This is a genomic window from Mesorhizobium sp. M7A.F.Ca.CA.002.04.1.1, from assembly GCF_004022805.1.
Classification (GTDB): domain Bacteria; phylum Pseudomonadota; class Alphaproteobacteria; order Rhizobiales; family Rhizobiaceae; genus Mesorhizobium; species Mesorhizobium ciceri.
On the sequence record NZ_RZPL01000036.1, the window covers coordinates 1 to 16299 of the forward strand.

Sequence of the window (16299 nt, forward strand, 5' to 3'; positions counted from 1 at the left end):
ATGCCGCGCCGTGCCGCATCGATCGTGTCGGTGGCGCGCGAAAGCGCCAGCTGATCGTAGTAGTCCGATGGCGTGATCGAGCGTGCGGCATCCTCGACACGCGGAATGCGGAAGGCATCGCTGACGGCGAAGAACGCCTTGGCCGCGGCGACGATATCGGCGCCGGCGGTGCGCGCCGTCAGCGCGATGTCGGGGATGAGTTCCGCCACCTCGCTCAGTGCCAGCTGCCCGGCCAAGCTTTCCGGCGCGCCGGCCTTGAACAGCCCATGCCGCTTCTCCTCGATGCGCTCGCGTGAAAAGGCCGGCAGCAGCGAAACGAGCTTGGGCTCCAGCGCCTTGCGGGCTTCCTGCAACTCGGCAATGCGCTGGCTGAGGGGTGCCGTGCCGGCATCGTTCTTCAGATACCAGCCGCTGGTCACATAGATCAGCCGGCTGACCATCTGATAGAGATCGAGCTGCACCTGGCCGTCGATCTGGTTGTCGAGCGCGTCGATCTCGCGATAGAGCGCCGGCAAGGCAAAACCGTCACGCACCACCGCGAAGGTCCGCACCACGTCGGCGGCGGTGCGCCCGGTGGCCTCCTGCAGCCGGTTGACGAAGGATGGGCCGCCGCGATTGACCAGATCGTTGGCGACGACCCGTGTGATGATCTCGCGGCGCAGCCTGTGGCCATGGATCTCGGCGGCGTATTTCTTCGCCATCTGGTCGGGAAAATAGCCCATCAGGTCGCGGTCGAAATGCGCGTCATCAGGCACGTCGCTGGCGACGATGTCGGAAAACAGCACAATCTTGGCATAGGCGAGCAGCACGCCGAGTTCGGCTCTGGTCAGCGGTTCGCCACGCGCTTCGCGCTCGGCCAGCGCTGCCGGCGACGGCAGCGTCTCGACGGCACGGTCGAGCAGGCCGCGCGCCTCCAGCGCCGTCATGAAGCGGCTCTGATGCGCGATGTCGGCGAGGCCGCGCTTGCGGGCGATCGAAAGCGCCAGCGTCTGCTGGTAGTTGTTGGACAGCACCAGCGAGCCGACCTCCTCGGTCATCTCGGCCAGCAGCTTGTTGCGTGCCGGGCGTGTCAACGACCCCTTGCGCATGGCGGAAGCCAGCGCGATCTTGATGTTGACCTCGACGTCGGAGCAGTTGACGCCGCCCGAATTGTCGATGGCGTCGGAGTTGCAGCGGCCGCCATTCATGCCGAACTCGATGCGCGCCCGCTGCGTGACGCCGAGATTGGCGCCCTCGCCGATCACTTTCGCCCGGACGTCGAGCGCGGTGATGCGAATGGCATCGTTGGCGCGGTCGCCGACCTCGGCATTGGTCTCGGTCGATGCCCTGAGATACGTGCCGATGCCGCCGAACCACAGAAGATCGACCGGCGCTTTGAGGATGGCGGTCATGATCTCGACCGGCGTGGCGGTGGTCTTGGCCAGGCCGATCGCCGCCGCCGCCGCCGCCGGCAAGGTGATCGATTTCTGGTTGCGCGAGACGATGATGCCGCCTTCCGACAGTTTCGTCTTGTCGTAGTCCTGCCAGCTCGAACGCGGCAGCGCGAACATGCGCTCGCGCTCGGCCATCGAGGCTGCCATGTCGGGATCGGGATCGATGAAGATGTCGCGATGGTCGAAGGCCGCGATCAGCCGGGTTTTCGGGGACAAAAGCATGCCGTTGCCGAACACGTCGCCCGACATGTCGCCGACCCCAACGACGGTGAAGGACGAGGTCTGGATGTCGCGGTTGATCTCGCGGAAATGCCGCTTGACCGCTTCCCAGGCGCCCTTGGCGGTGATGCCCATCTTCTTGTGGTCATAGCCGGCCGAGCCGCCGCTGGCGAAGGCGTCGTCGAGCCAGAAGCCGTGCTTCTCCGAGATCGCGTTAGCGGTATCGGAGAAGGTCGCCGTGCCCTTGTCGGCGGCAACGACGAAATACGGATCGTCCGGGTCGCGTCTGATAACGCCGGCCGGCGGGATGACGCCGTCGAGGCCGATATTGTCGGTGATCGACAGCAGGCTGGAGACGAAGTTCTTGTAGGCCGAAGTACCGGCCTCGAAGATCGCGTCGCGGCCAGCGCTCATCGGCAGCTTCTTCGGATAGAAGCCGCCCTTGGCGCCCACCGGCACGATGACGGCATTCTTGACCTGCTGTGCCTTGACCAGGCCGAGCACCTCGGTGCGGTAGTCCTGGGCGCGGTCGGACCAGCGCAGGCCGCCGCGCGCCACCGGACCGAAGCGCAGATGCAGACCTTCGACCTCGGAGCCGTAGACGAAGATCTCCCGCCACGGCCGCGGCGCCGGCAAGCCCTCGACCGCGTGCGAGTCCAGCTTGATCGCCAGCGACTGGCCCTTTTCTTTCGTATCGGCAACGAAATGATTGGTGCGCAGCGTGGCTTCGATCAGATTGAGGTAGCGCCGGATGATGGTGTCGTCGTCGATGTTCGGCACATCCTCCAGCGCATCCTTGATCTTGGCCTTGAGATGCTTTGCGGCCACCACGCCTTCGGTCTCGGCTGTCGGGCCAAGCCGGGCGATGAACAGCGCATGCAGGCCACGCGCTATGTCGGGATAGCGGTTGAGCGCGGCGGCGATGAAATCCTGGCTTTGCGGAATGCCGACCTGCTGCAGATAACGGCCATAGGCGCGCAGGATGGTGATCTCGCCAGACCACAGGCCGGCGGTCTGGGCGAGGCCGTTATAGCCGTCATTGTCGACGTCGCCGCGCCAGACGGAGAGGAACGCATCTTCGAACAGCGCGCCGCCATCGGTCAGGTCGATCGGCTGGCCGTAGCTGTTCTCAAGCTCCATGTCATGAATAAAGACTAAGCCGGGCCGATCACTATTGATCGTGCCGACCTGGTCGTCGCCGACCTCGAAAGTGCGCTCGCTGATGACGCGGAAGCCGATGTTTTCCAGCACCGGCACGCGGCGCGACAGCGCCACCGGGCTGCCGTGGTGATAGATCTTCAGCGATGCCTGGTGCGGCTTCTGCTCGGCATGGCGATAATAGTCGATGGCGATCGGATTGCCGGCGCTGATCTTGGCAATGCGCCCGGCATCGGCCAGCGCCACCGCCGCGCTGAACGAATCGCGGTAGCTTTCCGGCAGCCGCGCGGCAATCGCCTTCAAAGCCTGGTCGCCGCCACTGGCCTCGGCCGCATCGGAAAGGGCGTCCTCCCAGGTACGCACGATGTCGCGGATCGCCGCCTCTATCGTCGCTTGCTCGACCTTCGGCGTCTTGCCGCCGGAGCGGCCGATGATGAAGTGCACGCGCGCCAGCCCGCCCTCGGGAAAGGCCGGGTAGTAGGCCGACAGCCGGCCTTCGAATACGGTTTTCAGATAGGAGCCAATCTTCTCGCGCACGACGCTGTCGTAACGGTCGCGCGGCACGAAGACGAGGATTGAGACGAAACGGTCGAACTGGTCGGCGCGCACCAGCGCCCGCACGCGTGGCCGCTCGACCAGGCCCAGAATGGCGGCGGCATGTTTGCGCAGGATCGGCACCGGCACCTGGAACAGCTCGTCGCGCGGATAGCTTTCCAGCACGTTGATCAGCGCCTTGCCGGAATGATCGTGCCGGTCGAAGCCGGACTTGGCGATGATGGTTTCGGCCTTGGACCTGAGATACGGGATCTTCATCACCGAGCGCGTGTAGGCGGTCGAGGTGAACAGGCCGACGATGCGCAATTCGCCCGCGAGCGTACCCTTGGCGGTGTAGGTCTTGATGCCGATGTAATCGAGATAGATGCGGCGGTGCACGGACGACTTGGCATTGGCCTTGGTGACGATCAGCGGCTCCGGCCCATGCAGGAAGGCGCGGATCTCCGGCGTCGTCGTTACCGCTTCGGTGCCGCGCCTGAGCACCAGCACGTCGGGATCGGACAGGATGCCGAGGCCAGGCTTTTCAGCGCGCTCCAGCGTGCCGCTTTCCTCGCCGCCGGTGTATTTGAACTCGCGCATGCCAAGGAAGGTGAAATTGTCGTCGCGCAGCCACTCCAGGAAGGCGAGAGCCTCGGCAACGCTCTTCTTGTCGAGCGGCACGGCCGTATAGCGGAATTCCGAGATCGCCTGATCGAGGCGGGCCAGCATTGGCCTCCAGTCGTGAACGGCGGCATGAACCTGGCCAAGGATCTTGCGCAGCCGCTCGCTCAATCCGCTCGCCTGCTCGGATGTCAGCCGCGGGATGTGGACATGGATGACGCTCAGCCGGTCGTGGCTGCCATCGTCCTTGGCGAAATTGCCGTCGCCGAGGATTTCTTCCACGCCGCCCTTGCCGTGGCGCACGACGATAACCGGATGGGTGACCAGGGTCGGTTCGCCCGATGTCTCGGTGATCTCGCCGAGGATGGAATCGAACAGGAACGGCATGTTGTCGTTGACGACCGTGACAACCGTCATCGGGCGGCCGTCTCGCACAACGCCCGAATCGGCATCGACGGCGACGACGCACTCGCCTTTCCTGTGAGTGGCGACTGCCTGGCCGGCGAGATCGGCAGCCCGCTCCAGGTCGGCCACATCGTAGGGAGCAATGTCTTCAGCTGGCGCGCGGGCGAGCAGATAGTCTGCAAGCCTGGCTGGCCTTTCCTCCGCTTTAAGCGCTGCCGTGGCTTTTTTCTTCGGCTTGCTCGCGGATTTCACGCTGGCCATGACGCACGTCCCTCCCGTCGAATGCTTTTACGACTATGGTAGCAGATGACCGCTGTTTGGCGACAAAGGTTTGACGGCTTGCCAAGAATTATCGGAATTTGGCGACAAGATGCCGCGCAACGAGGAGAAATGACCCATGACCGGCAAAATCAGCGCGCTTGATCTTGGCCAGGGAGAGCTGAGCGAGGCGACAAAAACCTATTTCGCCAAATGCGAGGAGAAGCTCGGCCTCGTCCCCAACGTGCTCAGGGCCTATGCCTTCGACGACAAGAAGCTGCGCGCCTTCACCGACATGTACAACGATTTGATGCTGGGTGAGTCCGGCCTGTCGAAGCTGGAGCGCGAAATGATCGCGGTCGCCGTCTCCTCGATCAATCATTGCTACTATTGCCTGACCGCGCACGGCGCGGCGGTGCGCCAGCTCTCCGGCGATCCGGCGCTCGGCGAAATGATGGTGATGAATTTCCGCGCCGCCGATCTTTCGCCCAGGCAGACGGCAATGCTCGAATTCGCCGTCAAGCTGACGCAAGAGCCGGCCAAGATCGTCGAGGCCGACCGGGGCGCGCTGCGTCAGGCCGGCTTCACCGATCGCGACATCTGGGACATCGCCTCGACCGCTGCCTTCTTCAACATGTCGAACCGCGTGGCCGCGGCAATCGATATGCGGCCGAACGACGAATACCACGCCATGGCAAGGTGACGGATTGCGGCAGGATCCAGACCGGGGCGTTATATTAGCAGTGTCGCATTCTCGTTGCTTGTTTGCCGGTTTGGTCCGATGATCGGCAGGCGGCATGACCGCATGCCGGTTCGATGCCGCTCACCAAGGGAGGAGAACATGGCGAAGTATCTCTACGTCTATCATGGCTCGGGCAAGATGCCGACCGACGAGGCCGAGCGGAAGGCCGCAATGGACGCCTGGAACGGCTGGTACGGCAAGCTCGGCTCGGCTGTGGTCGACGGCGGCAATCCGGTCGGCATGTCGAAGATGGTGCTGCCCGGCGGCAAGGTCGAGAACAATGGCGGCAGCAATCCGGCCGCCGGCTACACGATCGTCGAAGCGAAAGACATCGACGATGCCGTCGCCAAGGCCAAGGACTGCCCGATCCTGATGAACCCGGCCTTCAGCGTCGAGATCGCGCCGATCATTGAAGTGATGTGACGCGCCGGCTCAGGACCGCGTCGCTATGGCGGCCGCCGCACCGGCCATCGTCGTGGCGCTGATGCGATTGGCGATCTTCATGGCGCGCTTGCTCTTCAAAAGCTTGCGCGCCTGTGATGCGGCGAGCACCCAGGCGAGATCGATGGCGACCAGCACCACGGCCATGGTCGCCGTCAGCTCGACCCAGCCGACGATGCTGACCGAAGCGAGGTCGATGATGGTCGGCAGCAGCGCCAGGTAGAACATCATGATCTTGGGATTGCCGAGCGTCACCGCCATGCCGGCGAAGAACAGTTTTATCGCCGAATCCTCGCGCGGCATCTCGCCCTCTTTTGCATCGACAGGCGCGGTCCACATCTTCCAGGCGAGGTAAGCGAGATAGGCAACGCCGACCCATTTCACCACGACGAAGGCGAAATGGAAGGTCTGCGCCACGACAGCCAGCCCGAACACCGCCAGCGATAGCCAGATGCCCTCGCCGATCCACATGGCGAGCAGGAACGGGAACACGTCGCGAAACCCTTTCGAGATGACGCGGGCGACAAGCGCCGCGATCGATGGCCCAGGCGAGCCCGCGGCAACGAACAGAGCGGCGGCGAAAATCAGGAGCGAGGTGGGGTGCATAACCGGGTCTCTGGTTGAAAACCTTCGATTTCGGATATTAACGCAAGTGGCTCGGCTGCGGTAGCACCGACAAAAGACCCTTGTCGGTCCGGCATGTCGCGGCTAGAAAGGCCATCGCGAAACAATTTTGAGCTTCACTTTGCCTACGTAACCGCCGGTCTCGCCAACTCCCCCGACACACTGCATGACACCGCATTTGCGGTATCTGTTTTCATGTTCATGTGTTCTTCTGGGCGGCGGTTCGAGACCGGTTTGGCACTGCTGAACCGTTGTTGCGCGCTGCCGCCCGTGACATCCGATTTCCAATCATAGCAAGCGACCGCCACGCCGCGCCCGCATGGGCATCTCGACATCGCCGGCCTGATGAACTTCCCGACGGGAAGGGCTTATCGGCATGTCTGGACTTCTGCGTATCCACTGGGCAATCGCACCCCAGACCGCACCTCGACCGCTCATCAATTGCAACCGCTGCGGCACCGTGAGGGCCTATTGCAGCAGCGGAAAGTTCCGCGTCAACGCCAATGGCAAACGCATCGACGTGTGGCTGATCTATCGCTGCATCGACTGCGACAATTCCTGGAATTTCGGCATTTTCGAACGCTGCAACCGCCGCGACATCGACCCGGCGCTGCTGGCGGCGCTCGAAAGCAACGATCCTGCACTCGCTCACCGTCATGCCTTCGATGCGGTGGCGTTGCGCAACCGGATCGGGCGCGTCGAGGAGTTCTCCGATGTCAGCGTTCACAAGCGCAGGCTCGGCGACACCAGGGAAGCCGCGACCGTGTTGGAACTCCAGCTCGGGCTCGAAATGCCGACATCGCTGCGGCTCGACCGGCTGCTCGCAAGCGAACTCTGCATCTCGCGATCACGGCTTCAGGCGCTGGAGGAGAAGCGGCTGCTCATCGTTGACCCGGATGGAGCAAAGGCCCTGCGCAAGCCGGCCCGTGCGGGAAACACGATCCGCATCGATCTGGCCGGCGAGGCCGATCGGCAGGCCATCATCGCGGCTGCCGGTGGATGAACGAAAAAGGGGCGGAACACTGGTTGCTCCGCCCCTCTCCGCTGTTGGAAAAAATAAGAGCTTACGCCGCGCCGACCACCTTGGACGACTTCTCGAACCGCTTGCGCTCGTTCGGATCGAGATAGAGCTTGCGCAGCCGAATGGTCTTCGGCGTCACTTCGACCAGCTCGTCGTCCTGGATCCAGGCCAGCGCGCGTTCCAGCGTCATGCGGATCGGCGGGGTCAGCTTGACCGCCTCGTCCTTGCCGGCGGCACGGATGTTGGTCAGCTTCTTGCCCTTGAGCACGTTCACTTCAAGGTCATTGTCGCGGCTATGGATACCGATGATCATGCCCTGATACACCTTGACGCCCGGATCGATGACCATCGGGCCGCGATCTTCCAGGTTCCACATGGCGTAGGCGACCGATTCGCCCTGTTCGTTGGAAATCAGCACGCCATTGGTGCGGCCTGGCAGCTCGCCCTTGTAGGGCTCATAGGCATGGAAAAGCCGGTTCATCACGGCGGTGCCGCGCGTGTCGGTCAAAAGCTCCGACTGGTAGCCGATCAGGCCACGGGTCGGCGCATGGAAGACAATGCGCTGACGATTGCCGCCGGATGGGCGCAGTTCGACCATCTCGGCCTTGCGCTCGGACATCTTCTGCACGACGACGCCGGCATGCTCCTCGTCGACGTCGATGACGACTTCTTCGACCGGCTCCAGCAATTCGCCATTCTCGCCCTTCTGCATGACGACGCGCGGACGCGACACGGCGATTTCAAAGCCTTCGCGCCGCATCGTCTCGATCAGCACGGCCAGCTGCAATTCGCCGCGGCCGGAGACGAAGAACGAATCCTTGTCAGGCGATTCCTCGATCTTCAGCGCGACATTGCCTTCGGCTTCGCGCAGCAGGCGGTCGCGGATGACGCGGCTGGTCACCTTGTCGCCTTCGGTGCCGGCCAGCGGACTGTCGTTGACCAGGAACGACATGGTCACGGTCGGCGGATCGATCGGCTGCGCATGCAGCGGTTCGCTCACGCTCGGGTCGCAGAACGTGTCGGCGACGGTGCCCTTCGACAAGCCGGCAATGGCGACGATGTCGCCCGCCTGCGCTTCTTCGATCGGCTGGCGCTCAAGGCCGCGGAAGGCCAGGATCTTGGAAATACGGCCGGTTTCGATCTGAGTACCGTCATGGTGCAGCACCTTGACCGGCTGGTTGGCCTTCAGCGTGCCGCTCTCGATGCGGCCGGTGATGATGCGGCCGAGAAACGGATTGGCTTCCAGGATGGTGCCGATCATGCGGAACGGACCGGGATGAACGGTCGGCTCCGGCACATGCTTGATGACGAGGTCGAACAGGGGCGCCAACTGCTGGTCCTTCGGTCCTTCCGGATTTTCCGAAACCCAGCCATCGCGGCCTGAGCCGTACAGAATCGGGAAGTCGAGCTGCTCGTCGGTGGCGTCGAGCGCTGCGAAGAGGTCGAACACCTCGTTGACCACCTCGACATGACGGGCGTCCGGGCGATCGATCTTGTTGATGACGACGATCGGCTTCAGGCCGACCTTGAGCGCCTTGCCGACGACGAATTTGGTCTGCGGCATCGGCCCTTCGGCGGCATCGACCAGCACGATGGCTGAGTCCACCATCGACAGGATGCGTTCGACCTCGCCACCGAAATCGGCGTGGCCGGGGGTGTCGACGATGTTGATGCGGGTATCCTTCCAGTCGACCGAGGTCGCTTTGGCCAGGATGGTGATGCCGCGCTCCTTTTCGAGGTCGTTGGAATCCATGGCGCGCTCGGCCACGCGCTGATTGTCTCGGAAGGAGCCGGACTGCTTCAAAAGCTGGTCGACCAGGGTGGTCTTTCCATGGTCGACGTGCGCGATGATCGCGATATTACGGATTTTCATGTTCTGGTCTCGGAAGCGTTGCAGGCAGCAGGCCAAAAGGCGCTGCCTCTTTCGGTTGCGCGGCTCATACAGGGTTTTTCGCAGTTGCGAAAGAGGAGGCGCGTCACCAAATACTCATCAAATCTTAAGCATCTGCGTGTGAGATGATTTTGTTAACCAAGGCGGGAACCCCTCGGGGCCCGGGCAGTTCGAACGTCATGACCGATAAACTCAACCGATTCTGGCCGCTCATCGCCTCTGTTGCCTTCGCCGTCCTGCTGGCGGCCAACGCCGCGCAGTCGGCCGCGACGACGAAGGAATCACGGCCTGCCTTGCCGTCAGAGGCACAGTCGGCCGAGCAGATTTTCGCCGACGCGCCCGACGGCGTCGACCCGGTGGTGACCGGCCCGGTCAGCGCCGCCTTCAAGCAGCGGCAGGACGCCGCCAACTGCGACAGCGCCGTCTGGCCGAATATCCCCATGGTCTGCTACCCGGACTAAGGCATCGCGCGCCCTAGACGCGCGCGACACCTTTCCATCAGCGCGCGCTTATGCCGACCGCACCGGGTCGAGCGTCACCTTGTAGAGTTCATTGTCGTCGCGATCCATCAGCCGCACCGTCATCTGCTCGCTGGCGCCTGAAATATCGACCAGCCCGAAGAATTGCAGACCTGCCGAGGGCGGCAGGTTCTGTCCCTGTTCGGCGGTCGGCGCCTTGATGAACTTCAGCTCCGGACCGAACGTCATGTCGAAATCGTTCGGCCCGAACGTTCCGGCATGGATCGGACCCGAAACGAATTCCCAGAACGGATTGAAATCCTGGAACTGCGCCTTGTCCGGGTTGTAATAATGCGCGGCCGTGTAATGCACGTCGGCGGTGAGCCAGACGGTGTTGCTGATGCCGGCATTCTTGATGAAGCGCAGCAGGTCGGCGATCTCGAGCTCACGCCCTTTTGGCAAGCCATTGTCGCCATTGCTGACTGCTTCGGCACCAACCTTCTTGGTGCCGTCGTCCCAGACGACGAGGCCGAGCGGCATGTCGGCGGCGATGATTTTCCAGGTCGCCTTCGAATTCGCCAGTTCGCGCTTCAGCCATTTCGTCTGCTGTTCGCCGAGCATGCGCGATTGCGGCGTCATCTCATCCTGCATGTCGGGACCATTGGGGCCGCGATAGGAGCGCATGTCGAGGAAGAACACGTCGAGCAGCGGCCCGTAGGCGATCTTGCGATAGACGCGGCCGGGCTCGGAAGGTTCGTAGCGGATCGTCGTCATCTCGTGGAAAGCCCGCGCCGCACGGGCCGCCAGCACGTGGATGGATTTTTCCGAATAGCGGCTGTCGGCGCTGAGATCCTTCGAATCCGACCAGTTGTTCAGGACTTCATGGTCGTCCCACTGGTAGAAAGTCGGGCAGATGGCGCTGAGGCCGAGCACGTTCCTGTCCATCATGTTGTACTTCCACTGGTCCCGGTATTCGTCCAGCGTCTCGGCAACCTTGCGTTTGCCGTCGATCAGCACGACGTTCTTCCACTTGCCGCCGCCGGGCAGGTCGACCTCGTCCTTCATGGCGCCGTCGGCATAGATGGTGTCGCCCGAATGCAGGAAGAAGTCGGGCGTGTGCTTGCCGATCGTGGCGTAGGTCTTCATGCCGGTCTCATCGATGCCCCAGCCCTGGCCGGCGGTGTCGCCCGACCAGGCAAAGCGGATGTCGCGCTTCGAGGCCGGCGCCGTCCTGAAGCGCCCGATGATCGGCTCGGAAACGGCGTTGATGTCGGCGAGATCGGCTGCCGTCATGCGATAGAAGATATCCTGGTCCGAAGCGAGGTCGGTGAGCAGCCGCTTGACGGTGTAGTCGCTGGCCGGCGACGTATCGAGCGGCGCCAGGCGTGTCGCAGTGGCGAAGTTCTCCGTCGACGACACTTCGAACATGACGCGCGACGGGCGATCGGTGCGCGTCCACACCATGCCGCTGGTTGCGTCGACATCGCCGGACTGGACGCCATGGGTGAAGGCCGGCCGCTGACTGGCGCGCGAATAGTAGGGCAGCACCAGGCTCGAGACGCCGGCCAGGCCAACGGCGCTGGCGGAGGTGACGAAAGCGCGGCGAGTCATCGAAAGCTTGTTCACGGCTGTCTCCTGGATGGCTTGAACGGTGCCACCAAAATCCAGCGTCAATGTTTCAGGGACATCTCGGGATCATGAAGTTTTTCTGACGATCAACAGGCGGGTGGGCGTTTGCGCGGACGGCGAAGCTGCCGATCTTCCTCCGTGTGGGGGAGATGGCAGCTTGGCCGGTAGCGTCTCTCCCTACGCCGCCTGCGGCTCCGGCTCGAATGCCGGCTTGCTGGTGTTGATCAGCAGCGAGATACAGGCAGCGGCTATTGCCGTCATGCCGGCGATCAGGAAGGCCAGTTCGTAATTGCCCTGCAACTCGCGCATGGTGCCACCGAAGGCGGCGGCGGTCGCCGCACCGATCTGGTGGCCGGCGACGATCCAGCCGAACACGATCGGCCCACTGCGATCGCCGAACGCCTCATTGGCGAGCCTCAGAGTCGGCGGCACGGTGGCGATCCAGTCGAGACCGTAGAGCACGGCGAAGATGATCAGGCTGGTCGCTGAGAAGCCGGAATAGGGCAGGTAGATCAGCGACAGGCCGCGGATGCCGTAATAGACGCCGAGCAGCTTGCGCGGGTCGAAACGGTCGGTGAGCCAGCCCGACAATGTCGTGCCGATCAGATCGAAAATGCCCATCATCGACAGCAGGCCGGCGGCCTGCACCTCGCCGATGCCCATGTCGCCGCAAAACGCGATCAGATGCGTGCCGACCAGCCCGTTGGTGGTGAAGCCGCAGACGAAGAAGGTGGCGAACAGATACCAGAACACCCGCGTGCCGGCGGCACGGCGCAGCGTCGAGAACGTATGCGCCAGAAAGTTGCCCTGTGACGCAGGCGGCGTCGGCGGCACATCGTCAGCCTCGGCGCCATAGCGCACCATGCCGATCGATGCCGGCCGCTCCGGCACCAGCAGCCAGACCAGCGGTATCAGGGCAGCGGTCGCGATCGCGACCGCAATGACAACCGGCTGCCAGCCGCCCGACTGTGCCAGAGCGGCGATCAGCGGCAGGAACACCAGCATGCCCGAGGCACTGGAGGCCGACATCAATCCCATGACAAGGCCGCGATTGGTCTTGAACCAGCGATTGACGATGGTCGCGCCGAGCACGCTGGCGACGGCACCGGAACCAATGCCCGAGAACACGCCCCAGGTGATGAACAGATGCCACGGCTTGGTCATCAGCAGGCTGAGCATGGTCGAGCCCGACATCACCACCAGCGAGGCGAGCAGCGTGCGGCGCAGCCCGATGCGCTCCATCAGGGCTGCGGCAAATGGCCCCGTCAAACCGTAAAGCAGAATGCCGACACCGGCGGCCAGGGAGATGACGTCGCGGCGCCAGCCGAAACTGTTCTCGAGTGGCAGCATCATGACCGAGGGTGCGGAGCGCAGGCCAGCCGCGACCAGCAGGCTGAGGAAGATGACGCCGACCACGACGAAAGCGTAGCGCTGGCCAAAGGGGCGAGATTGAGTTATCATGTTACTGACCGGTACGTTGCAGGGTGGGAACATGTATACGTACCGATCGGTAACATTGTCAATCGAGTCACACGATGCCAACCGACAAAAATATTGAACTGACCATCAGCGACGGTCATGCATCCGCTCCGCCGAAAGCCGCCAAGAAGATCCTCGATGTGGCCTATGACCTGTTCTACCGGCGCGGCATCAGGGCGATCGGCGTCGACGAGATCGTCAAGCGTGCCGGCGTCACCAAGCCCAGCCTCTACCGCAGCTTTCCGTCCAAGGACGAACTGGCCGCTTCCTATCTCAGGCAATATGACCGTGAATACTGGGAGCGCTTCGACGAGGCGGTCGCCGCTCATCCCGGCGACCCGCGCGCTCAGATCAAGGCTTTCCTGACCCGCATCGGCAAGCGCACGCAGGTGGCGGACTATCGCGGCTGCGGCATGACCAATGCGGCGGTCGAATATCCCGACCACAGCCACCCGGCTCGCGTGGTCAGCGAGGCCAACAAGCAGGAACTGCGCCGCCGCCTGCGCGCCATGGCGGCTGCGATGGGCGCGCAAGACCCAGACACGCTCGGCGACGGCCTGCTGCTGCTGATCGAGGGCGCCTATATCAGCGGCCAGTTGTTCGGCCTCGGCGGTCCGGCGCAAGCGGTTGCCCGCAATGCCGACCTGCTGATCGAAGCCAGCTTGAAGAAATAGCGTTTGGCGCTACGCTGCGGCGGCTTGCAACGGAGATTGACCGCCATGCGTGCCATTCTGATCCCGCTTGTCCTGGTCGGTCTCGGTCAGGCGGCGCAAGCCGACGGCATTTCCAGCGCCTACACCGATCTGGATTCGAAAACGGACTGCGTGACCTACGCGCAGGCAGAAGAAGGCGACGGCGACTGGGCCGAACTCGCCTGTTCAGGCTATCGCGGCTATCCCGTACTGATCGCCTATGACGACGCCCGTGAATCGCTGTTCTACGGTTTTCCGCCCGGCGGCGACATGACGACGGTCTGGGAAAGCTTTTCCGGCCTCAATTCGTCCGGAGCCAAAGTCGAATGGCGCATCGAAACCAAGGGCGACACGGCAGTGCCCTATGCCGTCATCCATCGCCGCTCGATCAGCAATCCCGAGGACGAGAAAAAGCCGACCGAGGTGCTGCTCGTCGCCAAGGTCGGCCAGATGGACGCCCGCGACGGCTGCACCGTCGGCCTGGTGCTGGCCACCGGCAATCCCGTCGCCAACGACCAGGCGCGCAAGCTTGCCGACGACAAGGCACGCACCTTCGCCTGCGGCAAGGACAGACACACCGTCATCGGCAAAGTGCCGGCCTTCGGCCGGGTCGACAACTGACCGGTCGGGCTACTTGCTCGCCTTGGCCCGCTCGATCGCGTCGACGATCATCTTCTTGGCGTATTTGGAATCGTGCCAGCCTTCGATCTTGACCCATTTGCCGGGCTCGAGATCCTTGTAGTGCTCGAAGAAGTGCTGCACCTGCTGGCGCGTAATGTCGGGCAGCTGAGTGTATTCGGTGACGTTCTCGTAACGCAGCGTCAGTTTTGGCGACGGCACGGCGATGATCTTCTCATCCTGGCCGGCATTGTCTTCCATGATCAGCACGCCGATCGGCCGCACGTTGATGACGCAGCCCGGCACCAGCGCGCGCGTGTTGCAGACCAGCACGTCGATCGGATCGCCGTCGCCCGACAGCGTGTGCGGCACGAAGCCGTAATTGCCGGGGTAGCGCATCGAGGTGTGCAGGAAGCGGTCGACGAACAGCGTGCCGGCCTCCTTGTCCATCTCGTACTTGATCGGCTCGCCGCCGATCGGCACCTCGATGATGACGTTGACGTCCTCAGGCGGATTCTTTCCGCTGGCTATGGCTTCAATGCGCATGGCTTAAATCCCTCTCTCGATGGACGATCGATAGCGGGCGGCGCGTCATGGTGCAATGCGGCGAATGGTGCTGGGTGCGAATGGAACGCCCAATTGCCGAAAGGCCGGGTTGTCATTCCCAGACGAAAGCGACCTTCTTCAGCGCCTTTTGCTCGAAGATCTCGACGCCCTCGGCGACATCGCGGCCACCGGCGCCGGCATAGAAGGCAAGCGCGTTCTGGTTGTCCTCCAGCGCCCACACGACCATGCCTTTCAGCCCGTGATCGGCCAGCCGCGCCTTGGCCGCCGAAAACAGGCGGCTGCCGAGCCCGATGCCCTGATATTCCGGGCGCAGGTACAATTCGTAGATTTCGCCCTGCTGGCGCAGTTCACGGGCGCGGTTCTTGCCGATCGTCGCATAGCCGGCGATCTTGCCGCCGATTTCGACGACCAGAACGGTGGCGGCGCGGCGAATCGCATTCGCCCACCAGTCGGCGCCACGGCGGTTGATCATCGATGTCAGGGTCCGGTGCGGAATGATGCCGGAATAGGCGCCGCGCCAGGCCTCCAGATGCACCTCGGCGATGGCACTGGCATCGCGCGGGTCGGCTTTCCGGATGTCGATCGTCAGCGTATTCATGATTTGTTAACCATAAACCCGCATCGCCCGATTGCAAGGGTCCGGGCCGCCAGCCGGCTGCTTTCTCACAGGCGATCACCGCCCTGGTGAGGGGCCTTCAAGACTTCTGTGGAAAGGCTCAAATCTCGACGAGATGGTCGTCGAGCTCGTTGCTGTCGCCCGCAGTGACCGGGAAATGCTCGGCCAGCACCGCACCCACCAACTCGATCGCCTTGACGAAGCCGTCGGCAAGCCGGTCGTCGCCGGCATGCGCGGTAAGGTCGCGCACGACGCCGTCCCAGACATGCTGGCCGACCTTGGCGTCGATACCCGAATCGGCAACCACCTCGGCATAGCGCTCGGCGATCGAGACGAAGACCAGCACGCCGGTGCGCGCCGTGGTGCGGTGGACGTTGCGGGCGAGGAACTGCTTGATCGCGTTGGCGTGCGCCGCCTGGTAGCGCAGCCGCCTCGGCACCAGGTGGATGCGCATACCAGGCAGCGCCCACAACAAGGCCAGCACGCAGGCAAGCGCCAGGAGCTGGGCGAGGACGAAATGCGGCAGCCGGATCGACAGCCACCAGGCCTCCAGACCGTAGCCGACCGCCAGGCTGACGAACAGCATGCACACGGTCGCCATGAAGGCGGCCGGGAAGAAATAGCCGTCGCTGGCATGCGCCACGACACAGTAGATTTCGCCGTCGGTTTTCTCCTCGGCGGCGTGGATCGCGGTTGCGATGCGCTCATGATCCTGCGGGCTGATTGGTCGTGTTGCCATGATCTGTCTCACCAGCTTCCTGAAGAACCGCCACCACCCGACGAGCCGCCGCCACCGGAAAATCCGCCACCGCCGCTTGACCCCGAAGACCAGCCGCTGCCCGACGACGAACCGGTTGTCCAGCCAGTGCCCGAGTACCCGCTCGGCCCGCGGC

Annotated in this window: 14 protein-coding genes; 6 read left to right on the plus strand and 8 right to left on the minus strand. The window is 63.4% G+C overall.

Features of this window, described 5'->3' with window-relative positions:
• Nucleotides 1–4631 (minus strand): NAD-glutamate dehydrogenase (locus ENZ75_RS03600; RefSeq protein WP_164887721.1); only part of this gene is annotated, 4631 nt, incomplete at its 3' end.
• 136 nt (nt 4632–4767) lie between these two features.
• Here ENZ75_RS03600 and ENZ75_RS03605 point away from each other — a divergent pair.
• A complete protein-coding gene (locus ENZ75_RS03605; protein ID WP_063169467.1) occupies nt 4768–5331 on the plus strand; it encodes a peroxidase-related enzyme in 564 nt (187 codons plus the stop codon).
• A gap of 138 nt (nt 5332–5469) precedes the next feature.
• Nucleotides 5470–5793, plus strand: coding sequence for a hypothetical protein (locus ENZ75_RS03610; protein ID WP_013529006.1), 324 nt, complete (start codon nt 5470–5472; stop codon nt 5791–5793).
• 9 nt (nt 5794–5802) lie between these two features.
• On the opposite strand, the gene ENZ75_RS03615 is transcribed toward ENZ75_RS03610, so the two are convergent.
• Nucleotides 5803–6417: a LysE family translocator gene (locus ENZ75_RS03615; protein WP_024504201.1), complete on the minus strand. Its 615-nt coding sequence runs from the start codon at nt 6415–6417 to the stop codon at nt 5803–5805.
• A gap of 394 nt (nt 6418–6811) precedes the next feature.
• Here ENZ75_RS03615 and ENZ75_RS03620 point away from each other — a divergent pair, with 394 nt between their 5' ends.
• Entirely contained in the window at nt 6812–7438 is a 627-nt protein-coding gene (locus tag ENZ75_RS03620; protein ID WP_063169468.1) for a DUF1062 domain-containing protein, read from the plus strand.
• Between the two features lie 61 nt (nt 7439–7499).
• Here ENZ75_RS03620 and typA read toward each other — a convergent pair whose 3' ends face one another.
• Complete coding sequence (gene typA / locus ENZ75_RS03625) at nt 7500–9329, minus strand: translational GTPase TypA (RefSeq protein ID WP_013529003.1); 1830 nt, start codon at nt 9327–9329, stop codon at nt 7500–7502.
• Nucleotides 9330–9526: 197 nt separating this feature from the next.
• Here typA and ENZ75_RS03630 point away from each other — a divergent pair, with 197 nt between their 5' ends.
• The gene (locus tag ENZ75_RS03630; protein WP_224618852.1) at nt 9527–9808 is read left to right on the plus strand and encodes a hypothetical protein; all 282 of its coding nucleotides are present in this window, start codon (nt 9527–9529) and stop codon (nt 9806–9808) included.
• Between the two features lie 48 nt (nt 9809–9856).
• Here the strand turns inward: ENZ75_RS03630 and ENZ75_RS03635 are convergent, their stop codons facing one another.
• Both ENZ75_RS03635 and ENZ75_RS03640 read right to left on the minus strand, forming a co-directional pair.
• On the minus strand, nt 9857–11431 hold the full coding sequence (locus ENZ75_RS03635; RefSeq protein WP_063170395.1) for an alkaline phosphatase: 1575 nt from the start codon (nt 11429–11431) through the stop codon (nt 9857–9859).
• 180 nt (nt 11432–11611) lie between these two features.
• Nucleotides 11612–12895 carry an MFS transporter gene (locus ENZ75_RS03640; RefSeq protein WP_063169470.1) on the minus strand — a complete coding sequence of 428 codons (1284 nt, stop codon included), beginning with the start codon at nt 12893–12895 and terminating at the stop codon, nt 11612–11614.
• A gap of 74 nt (nt 12896–12969) precedes the next feature.
• On the opposite strand from ENZ75_RS03640, the gene ENZ75_RS03645 reads away from it, so the two are divergent.
• Both ENZ75_RS03645 and ENZ75_RS03650 read left to right on the plus strand, forming a co-directional pair.
• On the plus strand, nt 12970–13587 hold the full coding sequence (locus ENZ75_RS03645) for a TetR/AcrR family transcriptional regulator (protein ID WP_013528999.1): 618 nt from the start codon (nt 12970–12972) through the stop codon (nt 13585–13587).
• Between the two features lie 45 nt (nt 13588–13632).
• Nucleotides 13633–14226 carry a hypothetical protein gene (locus ENZ75_RS03650; RefSeq protein ID WP_013528998.1) on the plus strand — a complete coding sequence of 198 codons (594 nt, stop codon included), beginning with the start codon at nt 13633–13635 and terminating at the stop codon, nt 14224–14226.
• A gap of 9 nt (nt 14227–14235) precedes the next feature.
• On the opposite strand, the gene ppa is transcribed toward ENZ75_RS03650, so the two are convergent.
• The 3 genes from ppa to ENZ75_RS03665 form a co-directional block, all read right to left on the minus strand.
• On the minus strand, nt 14236–14769 hold the full coding sequence (ppa, locus tag ENZ75_RS03655) for an inorganic diphosphatase (protein WP_013528997.1): 534 nt from the start codon (nt 14767–14769) through the stop codon (nt 14236–14238).
• A 112-nt stretch (nt 14770–14881) separates the two neighbouring features.
• The gene (locus ENZ75_RS03660; RefSeq protein WP_013528996.1) at nt 14882–15388 is read right to left on the minus strand and encodes a GNAT family N-acetyltransferase; all 507 of its coding nucleotides are present in this window, start codon (nt 15386–15388) and stop codon (nt 14882–14884) included.
• Between the two features lie 118 nt (nt 15389–15506).
• Nucleotides 15507–16145, minus strand: a complete 639-nt coding sequence (locus ENZ75_RS03665; RefSeq protein WP_063169471.1) for a TPM domain-containing protein — start codon at nt 16143–16145, stop codon at nt 15507–15509.
• Between the last annotated feature and the right edge of the window lie 154 nt (nt 16146–16299).

Bases quoted from the DNA above. Each gene is read 5' to 3' on its own strand.
- ENZ75_RS03645 (WP_013528999.1), top strand. From the start codon at position 12,970: ATGCCAACCGACAAAAATATTGAACTGACCATCAGCGACGGTCATGCA.
- ENZ75_RS03615 (WP_024504201.1), bottom strand. From the start codon at position 6,417: ATGCACCCCACCTCGCTCCTGATTTTCGCCGCCGCTCTGTTCGTTGCC.
- ENZ75_RS03665 (WP_063169471.1), bottom strand. From the start codon at position 16,145: ATGGCAACACGACCAATCAGCCCGCAGGATCATGAGCGCATCGCAACC.
- ENZ75_RS03620 (WP_063169468.1), top strand. From the start codon at position 6,812: ATGTCTGGACTTCTGCGTATCCACTGGGCAATCGCACCCCAGACCGCA.
- typA (WP_013529003.1), bottom strand. From the start codon at position 9,329: ATGAAAATCCGTAATATCGCGATCATCGCGCACGTCGACCATGGAAAG.
- ENZ75_RS03630 (WP_224618852.1), top strand. From the start codon at position 9,527: ATGACCGATAAACTCAACCGATTCTGGCCGCTCATCGCCTCTGTTGCC.
- ENZ75_RS03660 (WP_013528996.1), bottom strand. From the start codon at position 15,388: ATGAATACGCTGACGATCGACATCCGGAAAGCCGACCCGCGCGATGCC.
- ppa (WP_013528997.1), bottom strand. From the start codon at position 14,769: ATGCGCATTGAAGCCATAGCCAGCGGAAAGAATCCGCCTGAGGACGTC.
- ENZ75_RS03605 (WP_063169467.1), top strand. From the start codon at position 4,768: ATGACCGGCAAAATCAGCGCGCTTGATCTTGGCCAGGGAGAGCTGAGC.
- ENZ75_RS03640 (WP_063169470.1), bottom strand. From the start codon at position 12,895: ATGATAACTCAATCTCGCCCCTTTGGCCAGCGCTACGCTTTCGTCGTG.
- ENZ75_RS03610 (WP_013529006.1), top strand. From the start codon at position 5,470: ATGGCGAAGTATCTCTACGTCTATCATGGCTCGGGCAAGATGCCGACC.
- ENZ75_RS03650 (WP_013528998.1), top strand. From the start codon at position 13,633: ATGCGTGCCATTCTGATCCCGCTTGTCCTGGTCGGTCTCGGTCAGGCG.